The organism is Mycolicibacterium arcueilense (genome assembly GCF_058536225.1).
This window is the reverse complement of record NZ_JBZTYL010000025.1, coordinates 129911-146275: the sequence shown is the minus strand read 5'-3', so window position 1 is coordinate 146275 and position 16365 is coordinate 129911. Positions and strand designations below refer to the sequence as shown.

Below are 16365 nucleotides of genomic sequence, written 5' to 3'. Positions count from 1 at the left end.
CAACCGCCTCATACGCCCGACTCCGACAGAACACACAGGCGATTCACAGAGTGCGTCCATATCTTCGCCGTGGTGAGCAGAGACAACTCACTACGCCCAGTCATGCGGGGCATCCTGCTCGATGTCGCGCCTCCCCTACTCGCCTACTACGGGCTCCGCGCCGTCGGCGTTTCGGAGTACATCGCTCTGCTCACCGCGACCATCCTGGCCGGGATCAAGGTCTCCTATGACGCGATCAAGGCCCGCCGACTCGATCCGTTCTCGGGCTACCTGATGCTGAATTTCGGCCTGAGCCTGACGGTCGGCCTCGCCACCTCCGATGCCCGGATGCTAATGGCAGGCAACACTCTTGTCGGCGGCATCGGCGCACTGCTGTTCCTGGGCAGTTGCTTCGTCGGCAAGCCACTGACCCAGATCGTGGCCGAGCGGGTGGGTACCACGCCCGAAGGCAACCCGGGTCCCCGCGAAGTGGCGTTCAGACACCGCGTCCACATTTCGCTCTCAGCGATGTGGGGCATCGGCCTTCTGATCGGGATGTTGATCAGCCTGGTGATCATCTTCTCGCTGGCCATCGATGTCGCGAACGGGGTGAACACGGTGGTTTCGCTGGCCTGGACGGCACTGCTCATGGTTGCGACCGTGGTGATGGGCAAACAGGCCAGGGCGAAAGGGGAACGCCTCCGGGAACAAACTCAGGCCCGCCAAGGTTGAGCGCATCAGACTGAACTTTGGAGGTATTGATGCCTGAACAAATCGCAGTGCCCGTCCTGTTCTTGAGTGAGCCGATCGTCCTGCCCGGAATGGTGGTGCCCGTCGAACTCGACGATGCCGCCCGGGCGGCCGTCGATGCCGCCCAGGCCAGCGAATCGGGCAAGCTGCTGATCGCGCCACGCCTGGACGACCGCTACCCGACACACGGGGTGATCGCGTCGATCGTGCAGGTCGGGCGCATGCCCGGAGGAGCAGAAGCCGCCGTCGTCCGCGGTGAACGCCGGGCTCACATCGGCTCCGGAACCACCGGGCCGGGTGCGGCCCTGTGGGTCGAGGTGGACGAAGCCGCCGAACCCGAACCGGTGACCGACGAGACCAAGGCGCTGGCCGCCGAGTACAAGAAGCTGCTGCTGGCCATGCTGCAGCGGCGCGAGGCCTGGCAGATCGTCGACGTGGTCAACAAGATCACCGACCCGTCGGCTCTGGCCGACACCGCCGGCTACGCCTCATACCTGACCGATGTGCAGAAGCGCGAACTGCTGGAGACCGAGGACGTGAGCCGTCGCCTCAGCCTGCTCGTGGAATGGACCGGCGAGCACCTGGCCGAGGTCGAGGTCAACGACAAGATCGCCGAGGATGTCCGGTCCGGCATGGACAAGCAGCAGAAGGAATTCCTGCTGCGCCAGCAGCTGGCCGCGATCCGCAAAGAACTCGGTGAAGGCGAGCCGGAGGGGTCCGACGACTACCGGGCCCGTGTCGAGGCCGCCGACCTGCCCGAGAAGGTGCGCGAAGCCGCACTGCGCGAGGTCGGCAAGCTGGAACGCTCCAGCGACCAGAGCCCCGAGGGTGGATGGATCCGAACCTGGCTGGACACCGTGCTGGACCTGCCGTGGAACGAGCGCACCGAAGATTCGGCCGATCTCAAGGGGGCCCGCGAAATTCTGGACGCCGACCACCACGGGCTGGACGACGTCAAGGACCGCATCGTCGAATACCTGGCCGTCCGGGCCCGTCGCGCCCAGCGCGGCATGGCCGTCGTCGGCGGCCGCGGGTCGGGTGCCGTGATGGTGCTCGCCGGTCCGCCCGGGGTCGGCAAGACCTCGCTGGGTGAGTCCGTGGCCCGCGCACTGGGCCGCAAGTTCGTGCGCGTCGCCCTGGGCGGCGTGCGTGACGAGGCCGAGATCCGTGGCCACCGGCGTACCTACGTCGGCGCCCTGCCCGGCCGTATCGTGCGGGCCATCGGCGAGGCGGGTTCGATGAATCCCGTTGTGCTGCTGGACGAGATCGACAAGGTGGGCTCCGACTACCGCGGCGACCCGTCGGCTGCACTGCTGGAGGTGCTGGACCCGGCGCAGAACCACACGTTCCGCGACCACTACCTGGAGCTGGATCTGGACCTGTCCGATGTGGTGTTCCTGGCGACGGCGAACGTCATCGAGAACATCCCGTCGGCGCTGCTGGACCGCATGGAGCTGATCCAGCTCGACGGCTACACCGAGGACGACAAGGTAGCGATCGCGCGGGACTACCTGCTGCCCCGGCAGGCCGAGCGGGCGGCGCTGACCGACACCGAGGTGGCGGTCACCGACGCGGCGTTGCGCAAGATCGCCGCGGACTACACCCGCGAGCCGGGTGTGCGGCAGTTCGAGCGGTTGCTGGCCAAGGCGTTGCGCAAGGTGACGACGAATCTGGACTCGACAGAATCCCCCATCACGATTGATGAGCCGAATCTGGTTGAGTACCTGGGCCGTCCGCGGTTCACCCCGGAATCCACCGAGCGCACCGCGGTGCCGGGTGTGGCGACCGGACTGGCCGTCACCGGCCTGGGCGGCGACGTCCTCTATATCGAGGCCAACTCGAACGAGGGTGAGCCGGGCCTGAAGCTGACCGGTCAGCTGGGCGACGTCATGAAGGAGTCAGCACAGATCGCACTGTCCTACGTGCGGGCCCACGCCTCGGAACTGGGTGTGGATCCCAAGGCACTGGACCGCCAGATCCACGTCCATGTGCCCGCGGGTGCGGTGCCCAAGGACGGTCCGTCGGCCGGCGTCACCATGGTGACCGCACTGGTGTCGATGGCCACCGGGCGGCAGGTGCGCGGCGATGTCGGCATGACCGGTGAGGTCACGCTGAACGGCCGGGTGCTGCCGATCGGCGGCGTCAAGCAGAAGCTGCTGGCGGCGCAGCGGGCCGGGCTGAAGACCGTGTTCATCCCGGCGCGTAACGAGCCCGACCTGGATGAGGTCCCGGCCGAGGTGCTGGAGGCTTTGGAGGTCAAGCCGATGACCGACGTGGCCGACATCATCGCCCTGGCGCTGGAACCCGCCCGCGAGTCCACGTCGGCCGCCGCGTAAGCAGCCGACGGGCCCCGCCGCCAAAACCGCCGTCCGCCGTTGTGACCCAAAGTCGCAACGGCGGACGGTTTATTTGTTCGGCATTCGGGTCAATCTGGCGGCGATGGACGAAAATGAGCTCGACCAGTGGGATCCCGCCGTCACCCGACAGGTGAAGTCGTTGGCGGGGCCGATTGCGAAGTGGTGGTTCCGCTCTGAGGTCCGTGGCCTGGAGAACATCCCGGGCCACGGCGGTGCTCTGGTGGTCGCGAATCACTCCGGCGGCATGCTGACACCCGACGTCCTGGTCTTCGCGCCGGAGTTCTACCACCACTTCGGCTACGACCGTCCGCTGTACACGCTCGCCCATTACGGAGTACTTCTCGGGCCGACCGGGGATCTGTTCCGGCGGCTCGGGGTGGTCCACGCCAGCCGGGAGAACGCGGCGGCCGCCCTACAGTCCGGCGCGGTGGTGCTGGTGTTTCCCGGCGGCGATTACGACGCCTACCGCCCCACCGCCGAGGCGAACACCATCGACTTCAACGGGCGAACCGGATACGTCCGGACCGCGCTGGCCGCCGGGGTCCCCGTCGTGCCGACCGTCTCGATCGGCGCCCAGGAAAGCCAGCTGTTCCTGACCCGGGGCAACTGGCTGGCCCAGCGGCTCGGGTTGCCTCGCATCCGATTGGACATTCTGCCGGTGAGCATCGGGCTTCCGTTCGGCCTCAGCGTCCTCGTGCCGCCCAACCTCCCCCTGCCGACCAAGATCGTCACCGAAGTCCTGCCACCGATCGACATCACGGCACGCTTCGGCGCCGACCCCGATATCGACGCCGTCGACGCGCACATCCGGGAAATCATGCAGACGGCCCTGAACCGGCTCGCCTCACAGCGCCGGTTCCCGATACTGGGCTAGCCGCCGGGGAAATGCCGGGCTGGCTGCAGCCGTCATCTCCTCGCCTGCAATCCTTCACGGTGTGACGTCAGATACATCCACGGACGAACGGCACCTTTCCCGTCAGCTGTCGAACCGGCACATCCAGCTGATCGCGATCGGCGGAGCGATCGGAACGGGCCTGTTCATGGGCTCCGGCAAGACCATCTCGCTGGCCGGCCCGTCGGTGCTCTTCGTCTACATGGTCATCGGCTTCATGCTGTTCTTCGTCATGCGGGCCATGGGCGAACTGCTGCTGTCCAATCTGCACTACAAGTCGTTCGCCGATTTCGCCGCGGACCTGCTCGGCCCGTGGGCAGGGTTCTTCACCGGCTGGACGTACTGGTTCTGCTGGATCGTCACGGGTGTGGCCGACGTGGTGGTGATCGCCGGCTACGTGGCCTTCTGGTGGCCAGATCTGCCGCTGTGGATACCGGCGCTCGCCACGGTCGTGGTGCTCATCGGACTGAATCTGCCGACCGTGCGGGCCTTCGGTGAGACCGAGTTCTGGTTCGCCCTGATCAAGATCATCGCGATCGTGACGTTGATCGTCATCGGCCTCGTAATGATCTTCACCAGCTTCACCGCCCCCACCGGGGCCCAAGCCTCCTTCGCCAACCTGTGGAACGACGGTGGGTTCTTCCCCACCGGCCCAATGGGATTCGTGGCCGGGTTCCAGATCGCGACCTTCGCGTTCGTCGGGATCGAACTGGTCGGCACCACCGCAGCCGAGGCCAAGGACCCCGAGCGCAATCTGCCCAAGGCGATCAACTCGATCCCCGTGCGCGTCCTGCTCTTCTACGTCGCTGCCCTGACCGTCATCATCGCGGTCACACCGTGGCGCGAGATCGATCCCAAGCTCAGCCCGTTCGTGGCCATGTTCAGCCTCGCGGGCCTGGGAATCGCCGCGTCGGTGGTCAACTTCGTGGTGCTCACCTCGGCGACGTCGTCGGCCAACTCCGGTATCTACTCGACGTCCCGGATGGTCTACGGCCTGGCCAGCGAAGGTGACGCACCCGGCCTGTTCGGCCGGCTCACCTCGCGCCGCGTGCCCGCCAACGCGTTGTTCCTGTCCGGCGTGTTCCTGCTGTCGGGAGTCGTGATGGTGGCCGCCGGCGACTCGATCGTCGCGGCGTTCACGTTGGTCACCACGATCTCGTCGCTGTGCTTCATCTTCGTCTGGACGATCATCCTGGTGAGCTACCTCGTGTACCGCAGGCGCCGGCCGGAACTACACGAGGCATCGAAGTTCAAGATGCCCGGTGGCGTCGTGATGTGTTACGTCGTCCTGGCCTTCTTCGCGTTCCTGCTCTGGGCGTTCACCCAGAAGGAGGACACCCTGCAGGCCGAACTGGTGACACCCGCGTGGTTCCTGGTTCTGGGTATCGCCTGGATGGTGTTGCGGCGCCGCCCAGGACATCTGGTCCGCGAAGCCAAGTTCCACGCCGACCTCGAGTCCACCGAACTTGAGTCGAAGGATTCCGACTGATCCTCGGTAGGGTTGCGCCATGGTGGATCTTCGTGATCTGAAGCGACGCATCGTCCACGGCGCCCAACGCCGCATCGTCAACCCGGTCGGGCGCCAACTGCCTCTGACCATGCTCGAGACCGTCGGCCGCAAATCCGGCCAACCACGGCACACCGCCGTCGGCGGCCGGGTCATCCGGCAGTCTTTCTGGATGGTGTCCGAGCACGGCGACCGATCGCACTACGTGCTCAACATCAAGGCCAATCCAGCGGTACGAGTCCGCATCAACGGGACCTGGCGGACCGGCACCGCGCACCTGCTGCCCGACGACGACCCGGTGGCCCGGCTCAAAGAGCTGCCGACGCTCAACAGCGCGGTAGTCCGCACTGTGGGCAGCGACCTGCTCACCGTCCGCATCGATCTCGACTGACATGGCCTTCGACCCGGACCTGGCCAACCGCATCCGCGAGCTGACGGCATCCGAACGCGGCCTGGACGAGAAGCGCATGTTCGGCGGATTGGCTTTCCTGATCGACGGCAACATGGCGGTGGCCGCGACCAGGGAAGGCGGCCTGATGGTGCGGGTCTCGCGGGACGACGGCGAGAAACTGGTGCAACGCGAGCACGTCGAGCCGATGGTGATGGGCGGCCGGGAGATGCGCGGTTGGCTGCGGATCGCAAGCCCCGGCATGAAGACCAAACGGCAGCTGCAATCGTGGGTCGCCCGGGGTATCGACTACGCCAAGAGCCTGCCGCCCAAGTAGTTTCCGGGACGCCGATCAGAATCGCCATTAACATAGAGCCCGCCTGACAACGACGGGGGCGCACTCACATGTTGACCGCAGTACGCAAGATTCTCGGCTTTCAGATGACCATCGCCGAGTGGATCGGAACCGCCATCATCCTCGCGGTCCCCTATCTGCTCATCGGCCTGATCTGGTCACTCACCCACACCAGCCACCTGGCCGGCATGCACGGGGCCGACGCCGTGGTGTCCTTTCTGGGCTCCATCGTGTCCTGGCCGGTGCTGCTGTTCACCAACGTGTGTATGGCCTGACAGGGAGGGCAGCGCATGACTTCCGCCTCCGCCAACCGGATCTCGATCACCCGCCGCACGTCGCGCTGGTCCGACGACGACGTCACCGTCGCCGAGGCGATGGACCTCTGGGGCTTCGCCGCCGGCGCGGCCAACGTGATCATGCAACTGTCCGCGCCCGGCGTCGGCTACGGCGTCGTGGAAAGCACCGTAGATTCGGGCAATCTGCTCAAACATCCGTGGAAACGGGCCCGCACCACCCTGAGCTACCTGGCGGTGGCCATCCTCGGCAACGCCGAGGACCGCGCCGCGTTCCGCGAGGCCGTCGACACCGCGCACCGACAGGTCCGTTCCGGGCCGGCAAGTCCCGTGCAGTACAACGCCTTCGACCGCGACCTGCAGATGTGGGTGGCGGCCTGTCTGTTCGTCGGCCTCGAGGATGTCTACCAACTGCTGCGTGGCGAGATGACCGAAGCTCAGGCCGAGCAGTTCTACCACTCCGCCGCCACACTGGGCACCACCCTGCAGGTCGACGAGCAACAGTGGCCTCCGACACGGGCCGATTTCGACACCTATTGGGACACTGCCTGCGCGCAGGTGCAGATGGACGACGTGGTCCGGCAATACCTACATGACCTCGTGGACCTGCGGATGATCAACCCGTTGCTGCGCATACCGTTCCGGCCGCTGCTGAAATTCCTGACCACCGGATTCCTGGCGCCGGTGTTCCGGGACGCTGTGGGCTTCGGTTGGGGCCGCGGGCGGCAACGGTTGTTCGAATGGCTGTTTCTGGCCGTGGCGTTCGGCAATCGGTTCCTGCCCGTGTTCATCAGGCAGGGCGGCAGCTATCTGCTGCTCGCCGATGTGCGTCGGCGGGTGGCCGCCGACAAGGCGCTGATCTGATGCACCGGATTCACCGGATCCTGGGTCACAAGCTGAGCGTCGAACAGGTGCTCGAGACCTTGATGTGGCTGGCCCTGCCCTATCTGGTGATCGGGCTGGTCTGGACGTTCTTCCATCCCGAACAGGTGCAGCTGATTGAGTCGAGTCTGCTGACCAAATTCCCGGCCGGCGCCGACCTGGTGGCCTTCGGTCAGGTCACGCTGCTGTGGCCGGTGCTGCTATTGGGCGCCGAGGTGTGCGTCGCGATGTGAGCGCAGCAGGCGCGTGGCCACACCTGCCACATACAGCCACAGCACTGTTCCGACGACCCAGACCGGTACGTAGTTGAACGTCTCGGTCTGCGCCCCGGCATGGGAACCCAGGTAGGCGAGAACCGCCAGGATCGCGACCCCGATCGACGCCGACATCACCGCCCACACCCGATCTCCGATGCCGGCGAAATACCTTGCCAGCACGAAACATCCGCACGTCATGGCCAGGAAGCCCAGCCCGCCGGCCACGCTGTGAATCGTCGCCGACGTACTCATCTCCTCGCCCCCGGGACAGCCCGGCGGGAACCCGGCCCCCGGATCGGTCGGGTTCAGCCCCACCACGACACCGGCCAGCAGTCCGTACAGCCCCACACACACCGCCGCGATACGTCCCGACCGCATGCCGGCGGCCACCCGCCAGATACCGGCCCCGAACGCGATCAGCAACAGGCCACAGACGACGAAGTCGACCGACTGGATCCATCCCCAATCCCCAAGTGCCAACATCGAATTGGCGTGTCGGGTCAGCTCGAACCCAGGACGGGTGAATGCCAGCGTGTAGGAAATCGCGGTGAGCGACAGGCCACCCACCACGCCGGCGGCCAGCAGGGCCGAAGTGACCCGGGCATCTGCCGGGCGCGCGTCGGGAGTCACGGAAAGTCGACGCTACCGTTCCGGCCGCGACAACAGTTGGCTAGGGTCTTGCGTCGTGAAGGCTTGCCTCGTCCGCTGTGCAATCTTTGGCGCCGCCGCCGCGCTCACCGGATGCACGTCGGGAACCGTCGTCAACACCGACGATGCCGCCGCGCCCCCACCGACGAGCACCACGGCACCGGCGCCACAGTTCGGCACCGCAAACCTGGTCAACGCCGCCGAGTACGCCATCGAGGTCGACCGCCGCAAGGGCTATTACTTCAGCACCCCGAGCGGGCGCTGGCAGTGCGCGATCCTGCCCCGCGACCGCGCCGGATGCCAACCGGCCGGTGGCACCTCGACGATGAGCGTGACGGGCGCCCCCGAAACGGTGCCCGATGCCACCGGCGGGACCGCAGCGCCGAATGCCCTGGTTCTCGACCGGGATACCGACGCGCATTTCGCCAACCTCGCCCAGCCGGATTTCGCGCAGTCGGCCGCGGTTGCGCTGCCGTTCGGCAAGGTGCTCGCGGTGGCGGGTTTCCGCTGCAACGTCCAGGAGCAGTCCGGGGTGTCCTGCGTGCGGGAAGTGACGGGCCGAGGTTTCACGTTCTCCGCCGAGGGCTACACCCTGCACTACACAGACGTCCCCTAGCGATGGCAGATGATCAGGATCGGCACCTCGGGTTGGTCGTACGACCACTGGACCGGGGTGCTCTATCCGCGGGGCACTCCGGCGAAGGCGAGACTGGCCCACTACGTCGATGAGTTCGACACCGTGGAACTCAACGGCAGCTTCTACCGCTGGCCCGCGGATACGACGTTCACCGGGTGGCGCGACCAGATGCCCGAAGGTTTCACCATGTCGGTCAAGGCGCAGCGCGGTCTGACGCATTACCGGAGACTGCGGTCGCCCGAGAGCTGGACGCCGCGGTTCGAGAAGTACTGGCAGCTGCTCGAACCGCACAACGAAGCATTGCTGGTCCAGCTTCATCCGGCCGTCGAGCGGGACGACGAGCTGCTCAGCGGTTTCCTCGCCCAACTCCCGCGCCCGATCCAGGTGGCGATGGAGCTGCGGCATCCCTCCTGGCACGAGCCTACGGTGTATGAGCTGTTGGAGAAGTACGGCGCAGCGTATGTCGTGATGAGCGGCCCCGGCTTGACCTGCCGGACCGTGGCCACCAGTGATCTGGTCTATGTCCGCATGCACGGCCCGGCCGACGACGGCCTGTACGCCGGCTGCTACTCCGACGACCAACTGTCGGAGTGGGCACAGCAGATCCGGCAGTGGGACCGCGACAACCACCGCGTCGTCGTGTATTTCAACAACGATCTCGGTGGTCACGCGGTGCGTAACGCCCGAAAGCTGAGGGCGTTGGTCTCGGGCGAGTAGGCTGGATCGACATGACAACGTCGTCCACAATTGCGATCGTCGGCGGTGGCCTGGCCGGAGCCAAGGCCGCTGAAGCACTGCGGGACAACGACTTTGATGGTCATGTTGTGCTGTTCGCCGCCGAGGACCACCTACCCTACGAGCGTCCGCCGCTGTCCAAGGAGTACCTGGCAGGCAAGAAGAAGCTCGACGATTTCACCACCGATCCGGCGGCGTGGTACCGCGACCACAACGTCGAACTACGGCTGGGAACCGAGGTCTCCGCCATCGACGCCGCCGACCACACGCTTGCGCTACCTGACGGCACGACCGTCGGCTACGACAAGCTGCTGCTGGCCACCGGGTCCGCCTCACGACGACCACCGATCCCGGGAGCCGACGCCGCGGGCGTGCACTATCTGCGCACCATCGACGACGCCGCGGCGCTGAGCGAGGCGCTGACCCCGGGGTCGTCCCTGGCGATCGTGGGGGCCGGATGGATCGGACTGGAGGTCGCCGCCGGTGCGCGCGGCCGCGACGTGAAGGTCACGGTGGTCGAGGCCGCACACCTGCCCCTGCTGGCCGCGCTGGGCGCCGAGGTCGGTGAGGTGTTCGCGCAACTGCACCGTGAAAACGGAGTCGACCTACGGCTGGACCAATCGGTGCAGGAGATCACCACGGACAACGGCACCGCCACGGGACTACGGCTCGGGGACGGCTCGACCGTCGCCGCGGACGCGGTCCTGATCGCCGTCGGCGCGGCACCGAACATCGGACTGGCCGAACAGGCGGGGCTGGCCATCGCAGACGGCGGCGTGCTCGTCGACGCGTCGCTGCGCAGCAGCGATCCCGACATCTACGCCGTCGGCGACATCGCGGCCGCGCAACATCCGTTCTTCGGCGTGCGAATCCGCACCGAGCACTGGGCAAACGCACTCAAGCAACCCGCGGTGGCGGTCGCCGGGATGCTGGGCAAATACACCGGGTCCGCCCCGGAATACACAGAGCTGCCCTATTTCTTCACCGATCAGTACGACCTCGGCATGGAATATGTCGGCCATGCACCCGAATATCAGCGCGTCGTTTTCCGCGGCGACGTTGCTGGGCGCGAATTCGTGGCGTTCTGGCTCGACGCCGACAACCGCGTCCTGGCGGGGATGAACGTCAATGTGTGGGATGTCCTTGACGACGTCAAGGCGCTGATCCGATCGGCCGAGCCGGTCGATCCCGACCGCATCGCCGACCCGGCGCAGCCGCTGCCGACCCGGTAGCTGCGGGCACCTCGCCCACTGGGTGGGCGAAAACCCTGCGGCGCAACAAGTTTCTCGCGCGGTCAGGGGTACGCGCTAACGTGCATGGAACACGTGCCCGGCGTCCACCCGTCCGCGTGCAAAAAGCGACGACGGCAGGAAGGTGAGCAACCGGTGAATGTCACGCCCGACGACCTGACCGGCACCGAGCAGGCGGTCCTGCTGGTACTGATGGCCGAGTCCCGTCCGGTGGCCAACGCCGAGCTGGAGCGGCTCGGGCCCAAACTCGACAAATCGAAGCGCGACCGGCTCAACCGGTTGGGCCTGATCGAGTCCACCGGAAGCCGGCCGCTCGTCCATGAACTGACCGACACCGGGTGGGCGCTGTGCCGATCCCTGTTCGGCGCCGACGCGCCGGCCAGGTCCACCGGACAGGGCAAGGCCCTGTACACGCTTCTTGGTGCGCTGCACCGCTACTTCGAACATGCCGACCTCGTTCCCGCCGACGTGTTCCTGCCTGCCGAGGTGCCCGCCACGGCAGCCCCGCCGGCGCCCGGAGCCGGTCCCGAAATCCAGCTGCGTACCGCTTACGCCGGGCTGACCACCCGGCCCGGCGGCTGGGTGAGTCTGCTGCGGCTCCGTGAGGCCGTGCCCGGGCTGCCCCGTCCCACCGTCGACGCCGCGCTGATCAGCCTCTACCAGCAGCCTGGCGTCAGCCTGATCCCCGAGGAGAACCAGAAGGTGCTCACCCCCGCCGACCGCGAAGCCGCGGTGGAGATAGGCAACCAGGACAAGCACCTGATCGCGATCGAGTCCTGATGGAGTTACAGCATCGCGAAGCGCTCAGCGCGCTTCGCCTGACCTGGGCACCGACCGCCGACGATCTGTGGCATTCGCAGGGCGCGCTCCACGTACGCGGGCTGCACGACCGGCCGATGGCCGACGTGATGGCCGCCTTCGGCGATGCCGAACGCGAAACCGACTCCAGCCCGCTGGGTGTGGTGGTGCGGGGCCCGGCCGGATCGGGCAAGACCCACCTGCTCGGCCAGGTGCGCGAACAGGTGCAAACCGGCGGCGGCTACTTCTTCCTGGTCGAGCTGCTCGACGCGGCCAGTTTCTGGCAGTCCGCCCGGGCCGGGATCCTGGAGAGCCTGGGCCGGCCGGGCAGCGAGCGCGAGACCCAACTCAAAGACCTGCTGTGGGAACTGTCCTCGGTGGCCCACATCTCCCGGGCCAGCCGGCGGGCCGTGATCGGCGACGACGACCTGACGCCCGAGATCCTCAACGACTTCGTCAACGCGCTGCACAAGGTCCACCGCCACACCGTCAAACGCGCCCACCACACCCTGCGCGCCCTCGTGCTGCTCGGTGCCGGTGACCTCGAGTTGCAGGACATCGGCGAGGCCTTCCTGACCGGCAACGGCGAACGGGAGGCCTGGGGGCTGCCCGCACCGACGCTCACCGCGCAGGAATCGGTCCGCGACATCTCACGGCTGATCGCCCTGGCCGGGCCGTCGGTTTTGGCGCTCGACCAGATCGACACACTGCTGGCCCAGTCCACCGAACGCACCGACACGGCCGGTGCGGCCCCGAGCAACAACGACCTTGAGCACATCGCACACGGCCTCATGTCGGTCCGGCAGACCATGCGCCGCACCGTCGGTGTGGTGGCCTGCCTGCCCGCCGCGTGGGAAGCCATCCAGGACCGCGCCACCGCCACCGTGCAGGACAGGTTCCGCACCACCGCGCTGTTGCAGGGTCTGCCGACACCAGATGTCGGTCGCGCCATCCTCGAACGCCGGTTCACCGCCAGCTACGCCTCGATCGGGTTCACCGCGCCCTATCCGAGTTGGCCGATCCTGCCGGCAGCGTTCGACGAAGCCACCCAGTACACACCGCGTCAACTGCTCAAACGCGCCGACACCCACGTTCGCCGCTGCCTGGAACACGACATGATCGAGGAGCTCTCCAGCCTCACCGCCGAGGCGGTCGGCCCGCACGAGACCGGCTCGGGCGGCGCTGCCCAGGGCGACACCGGCGAACTGGACCGCCGCTTCGCCGACTACCGGCGCCGCGCCGTGACGGTCGCCGCGCTCGACCCCGACGGCGAGGACACCACCATGCCCGGCCTGCTGTCGGCGGCGCTCGACGCATGGATCACCGAACTAGGTGAGGCCGGGCAGGCGTTCCGTCCCGATCCGCTCCCGGGCCAACGGGTGGTGCTGCACGGGCGGCTTCGCCAGACTCTCGACGCCACCACCGACGACGAGCGGCACTGGGCATTCCGCGCCATCTCGTCCGGCAACGCCGTCGCAGTCCAGAACAGGATCCGAAAAGCCTGGGAAGCAACCGGTTTCAATCCAGACCGGCGCCAGCTTTTCCTGCTGCGCAACACCGCGTGGCCCAAGGGCGCCAAAACGACGGTGATGATCGCCGAGTTCGAGGCGGCCGGTGGCCGGGTGCTGCCCATGAGCGAGGACGACGTGCGCACCATGACCGCGCTGCGCGACCTCATCGACGACAACCACCCCGACCTACCCGATTGGCTGCGCCGCCGCCGCCCGGCCCACGGGATCGGCTGGCTGCGTGCCGCCCTCGGGGACATCGCGGGTGATCCTCCGCCACCGGCCCAGATCGACGTGGATGCCGAGCTCGCGACCGGGCCCATACGTGTGCAGCCGCCGGCGCCGGTCATCGAGCACTCACCGACCGCGGTGACCCTGGGCCTGGACAGCCCCGGCGGGCGCCCGGTGTCGGTCGATCTGGCCGCGCTGCGCAAGCACACCGCCATCTTCGCGGGCTCCGGTTCGGGGAAGACCGTGCTGATCCGGCGACTGGTCGAGGAGTGTGCGCTGCGGGGCGTCTCGTCGATCGTGCTCGACCCCAACAACGACCTGTCCCGGTTGGGTGCCCGCTGGCCCGAGAACCCGCCCGGGTGGACCCCGGCGGACGACGAGCGCGCCGACGTGTATTTCGACAATGCCGAGGTCGTGGTGTGGACTCCGCGCCGCTCGACAGGACGCCCGCTGTCGTTCCAGCCGCTACCGGACTTCGCCAGTGTCATCGACGACGACGACGAGTTCGCCGACGCCGTCGAATCTGCCGTCGCTGCGCTCGAACCCCGCGCCCTGATCGTCGGGACCACGGCCAAGGCCGAGCGGTCCCGCGCGGTGTTGCGCGAGGCGCTGCGGTACTACGGGGCGAGGCCCTCGACCAGCCTGGACGGCTTCATCGATCTGCTCGCCGACCTGCCCACCGAGGTCAGCGCACTGGGTGGGGCGAACAAGCTGGCCGCCGAGTTGGCCCAGAACCTGCGCGCGGCGACGGTCAACGATCCGTTGTTCGGCGGCGCCGGCGCCGCCGCCGACCCCGGAGTGTTGTTGACACCGTCGCCGGGCTACCGGGCTCGGGTGTCGGTGATCAACATGGCCGGCCTGACCAGCGACCAGCAGCGTGAAGGATTCGTCAATCAGTTGCAGATGGCGCTGTTCGCCTGGATCAAACGCAACCCGGCCGGTGACCGGCCGTTGGGCGGATTGCTGGTGATGGACGAGGCGCAGAACTTCGCCCCGTCCAGCCATACAACCGCGTCGACACACAGCACCCTGGCGCTGTCGTCGCAGGCCCGGAAGTACGGGCTCGGGTTGGTGTTCGCCACGCAATCCCCGCGCGGTCTGCACAACCACATCCCGGGCAATGCCACCACGCAGTTCTACGGTCTGCTGAACTCCCCCGCCCAGATCGCGGTGGCCCGGGAGATGGCGCGGGTGAAGGGCGGTCACGTGCCCGACATCAGCAAGCTGCGTTCAGGCCAGTTCTATCTGGCGTTGGAAGGCAATGCCTTTCACAAGATCCAGACTCCCTGGTGCCTGTCCTACCATCCGCCAAGCCCGCCGACCACCGACGAGGTGCTGGCGCTGGCCGCTCAGAGCAGGGTCGCGCTGCCGTCGGCGTGAACCTGCACCTTCGCCCCGGCGATGTCGGAAGACATGGTCGCCGCCGCTTGTGACTCGTCGACGATCCGGGCCAGCGTACGTCCGTCATCGGGGGTACGCACCGCCAGGAAGGCGCGCTCCGCGGTGCCGTCGCGACCGACCGGCGTGGTCCACGATTCCACCGTGCCGGTGCCGGTGAAGTCCACCTGCAGTGCCCGGGTGGGCTCGGCGTCGACCTCGGACTGCACGTCCTGCCAACGGAATTCGTGGGTCGGCGGCTCGGTGCCGTACACGCCGAAGCTGTGCTTGGTGAGGTAACCGCCGTTGGCGGTGATCAGCCCGCGCGTGCCGGGATTCGCCACGAGTTTCTCGGCCATGGTGGCGATCGAATGGGACACGTAGTTGTTCCACGGCCCGCCTGCGAAGGTCAGCCCGCCGGTGACCGTCAACGGCCGGGCCGGATCGGCCAGCGGTAGACCGATTTCGGCGGCGGCCACCTGCACCGCCGACGGGAAGCAGGAGTACACGTCGATGAAATCGACCTCGTCGACGTCCACCCCGGCCAGTTCGAGGACGCGCCGTCCGGCGATCCGGATGGCCGGTGACCGGTAGAGCTCGTCCCGCTCGCCGATCGCGTAGGTGTCGTGCGAATCCGTCCCGGCATACGGGAAAACCCAACGGTCGGTCGGGATCTGGAGATACGTGGCCTTCTCGACGGTGGTCAGGATCAGCACCGCACCCTGGTTGACCATGTTGTTCGAGTTCATCAACTTGGTGTAGGGCCAGCTGATCATCCGGTTGTCCGGGCCCGGCTGCCAGATCTGCTCGGCAGGCACCGACTCCCTGCTCCAGGCGTGCGGGTTGTCGGCCGCCACCGCACTGAACTGAGACCACAGCTCGCCGATCCGCCTGCGGTGCTCATCGCTGGTCTCACCCGCCGCGATCCGCAGCGCCTGCTCGAACATCGGATACACGTAGGCCGGTCGGTCCAGATTGATCCGGAGTTCGGCCTCACCGGCCATCGGCACGCCCTCGTGCGCGCCCGGCGCCTCCGGCACCGATTCGTCCTGACGGGTCCAGTCCGGCTTGGTCCCGAGCTTGCGCAGCCGGCTGCGGGTGCGCCAGGTCTCGGCGCCCGCGATCAGCACCACCTCTGCCCGTCCGCCCTGTAGGTCCAGACAGGCCTCGTTCACCAACGACTGCGGGACGTTGCCGCCCACCCCCGTATAGCGGGTCGCCGCCTTGTCGGCCCGGATGCGTTGCGCCAAGAGCAAACCCGGATCCCGGTAGTGCCAAGACAGCAGGTTCACGATCCGCACCGAGTCGACAACCTCCAGCACCCGCGGATCTGCGGCCTCCCGGGCGGCCGCGACCATCAGATCGACCGGCTCGACATCCGGGTTCTCCTCCCGCTGGTTGACCTGGCCGTAACCGACGAGGACCGGAGTGCGTGGGTCGAGGGCGCTGGGGACGGGCATGCCCTCGAACCTAGCCGACGCGAACGCGACCGCGTCGTCGGTGTACTTCGCGCGGCGTTGG

General features: G+C 67.4%; 16 protein-coding genes. 14 read left to right on the top strand and 2 right to left on the bottom strand.

Annotated features, from left to right (window positions below):
• Positions 1–72 precede the first annotated feature (72 nt).
• The 9 genes from AC4LGL_RS23770 to AC4LGL_RS23730 all read left to right on the top strand — a co-directional run bounded on the left by AC4LGL_RS23770 (position 73) and on the right by AC4LGL_RS23730 (position 7636).
• On the top strand, positions 73–711 hold the full coding sequence (locus AC4LGL_RS23770) for a VC0807 family protein (RefSeq protein ID WP_491840909.1): 639 nt from the start codon (positions 73–75) through the stop codon (positions 709–711).
• A 29-nt stretch (positions 712–740) separates the two neighbouring features.
• A complete protein-coding gene (gene lon, locus AC4LGL_RS23765) occupies positions 741–3065 on the top strand; it encodes an endopeptidase La (protein ID WP_491840908.1) in 2325 nt (774 codons plus the stop codon).
• 103 nt (positions 3066–3168) lie between these two features.
• Positions 3169–3960 carry a lysophospholipid acyltransferase family protein gene (locus AC4LGL_RS23760; RefSeq protein WP_491840907.1) on the top strand — a complete coding sequence of 264 codons (792 nt, stop codon included), beginning with the start codon at positions 3169–3171 and terminating at the stop codon, positions 3958–3960.
• Positions 3961–4021: 61 nt separating this feature from the next.
• Positions 4022–5467 carry a D-serine/D-alanine/glycine transporter gene (cycA, locus tag AC4LGL_RS23755; RefSeq protein WP_491840906.1) on the top strand — a complete coding sequence of 482 codons (1446 nt, stop codon included), beginning with the start codon at positions 4022–4024 and terminating at the stop codon, positions 5465–5467.
• 19 nt (positions 5468–5486) lie between these two features.
• Positions 5487–5876: a nitroreductase/quinone reductase family protein gene (locus AC4LGL_RS23750; RefSeq protein WP_491840905.1), complete on the top strand. Its 390-nt coding sequence runs from the start codon at positions 5487–5489 to the stop codon at positions 5874–5876.
• A 1-nt stretch (position 5877) separates the two neighbouring features.
• Positions 5878–6210, top strand: a complete 333-nt coding sequence (locus tag AC4LGL_RS23745; protein WP_491840904.1) for a TfoX/Sxy family protein — start codon at positions 5878–5880, stop codon at positions 6208–6210.
• A gap of 68 nt (positions 6211–6278) precedes the next feature.
• Entirely contained in the window at positions 6279–6503 is a 225-nt protein-coding gene (locus tag AC4LGL_RS23740) for a hypothetical protein (RefSeq protein WP_003881986.1), read from the top strand.
• Between the two features lie 15 nt (positions 6504–6518).
• A complete protein-coding gene (locus AC4LGL_RS23735; RefSeq protein WP_491840903.1) occupies positions 6519–7385 on the top strand; it encodes an oxygenase MpaB family protein in 867 nt (288 codons plus the stop codon).
• Positions 7385–7636, top strand: a complete 252-nt coding sequence (locus AC4LGL_RS23730) for a hypothetical protein (RefSeq protein ID WP_491840902.1) — start codon at positions 7385–7387, stop codon at positions 7634–7636. Before AC4LGL_RS23735 ends, AC4LGL_RS23730 begins: the two co-directional genes overlap by 1 nt.
• Here the strand turns inward: AC4LGL_RS23730 and AC4LGL_RS23725 are convergent.
• The gene (locus AC4LGL_RS23725) at positions 7604–8290 is read right to left on the bottom strand and encodes a DUF998 domain-containing protein (protein ID WP_491840901.1); all 687 of its coding nucleotides are present in this window, start codon (positions 8288–8290) and stop codon (positions 7604–7606) included. The two genes, AC4LGL_RS23730 and AC4LGL_RS23725, sit on opposite strands and share 33 nt — an antisense overlap.
• A gap of 55 nt (positions 8291–8345) precedes the next feature.
• Here AC4LGL_RS23725 and AC4LGL_RS23720 point away from each other — a divergent pair, with 55 nt between their 5' ends.
• From AC4LGL_RS23720 to AC4LGL_RS23700, 5 genes are all read left to right on the top strand, one after another.
• Complete coding sequence (locus AC4LGL_RS23720) at positions 8346–8924, top strand: hypothetical protein (RefSeq protein ID WP_491840900.1); 579 nt, start codon at positions 8346–8348, stop codon at positions 8922–8924.
• A gap of 9 nt (positions 8925–8933) precedes the next feature.
• A complete protein-coding gene (locus AC4LGL_RS23715) occupies positions 8934–9662 on the top strand; it encodes a DUF72 domain-containing protein (protein WP_491840899.1) in 729 nt (242 codons plus the stop codon).
• Positions 9663–9673: 11 nt separating this feature from the next.
• On the top strand, positions 9674–10912 hold the full coding sequence (locus tag AC4LGL_RS23710) for an NAD(P)/FAD-dependent oxidoreductase (RefSeq protein ID WP_491840898.1): 1239 nt from the start codon (positions 9674–9676) through the stop codon (positions 10910–10912).
• Between the two features lie 153 nt (positions 10913–11065).
• On the top strand, positions 11066–11710 hold the full coding sequence (locus AC4LGL_RS23705) for a hypothetical protein (protein ID WP_491840897.1): 645 nt from the start codon (positions 11066–11068) through the stop codon (positions 11708–11710).
• A complete protein-coding gene (locus AC4LGL_RS23700) occupies positions 11710–14847 on the top strand; it encodes a helicase HerA domain-containing protein (protein ID WP_491840896.1) in 3138 nt (1045 codons plus the stop codon). Before AC4LGL_RS23705 ends, AC4LGL_RS23700 begins: the two co-directional genes overlap by 1 nt.
• On the opposite strand, the gene AC4LGL_RS23695 is transcribed toward AC4LGL_RS23700, so the two are convergent.
• The gene (locus AC4LGL_RS23695; protein ID WP_491840983.1) at positions 14817–16304 is read right to left on the bottom strand and encodes an acetyl-CoA acetyltransferase; all 1488 of its coding nucleotides are present in this window, start codon (positions 16302–16304) and stop codon (positions 14817–14819) included. The genes AC4LGL_RS23700 and AC4LGL_RS23695 overlap by 31 nt on opposite strands.
• Positions 16305–16365: the final 61 nt, after the last annotated feature.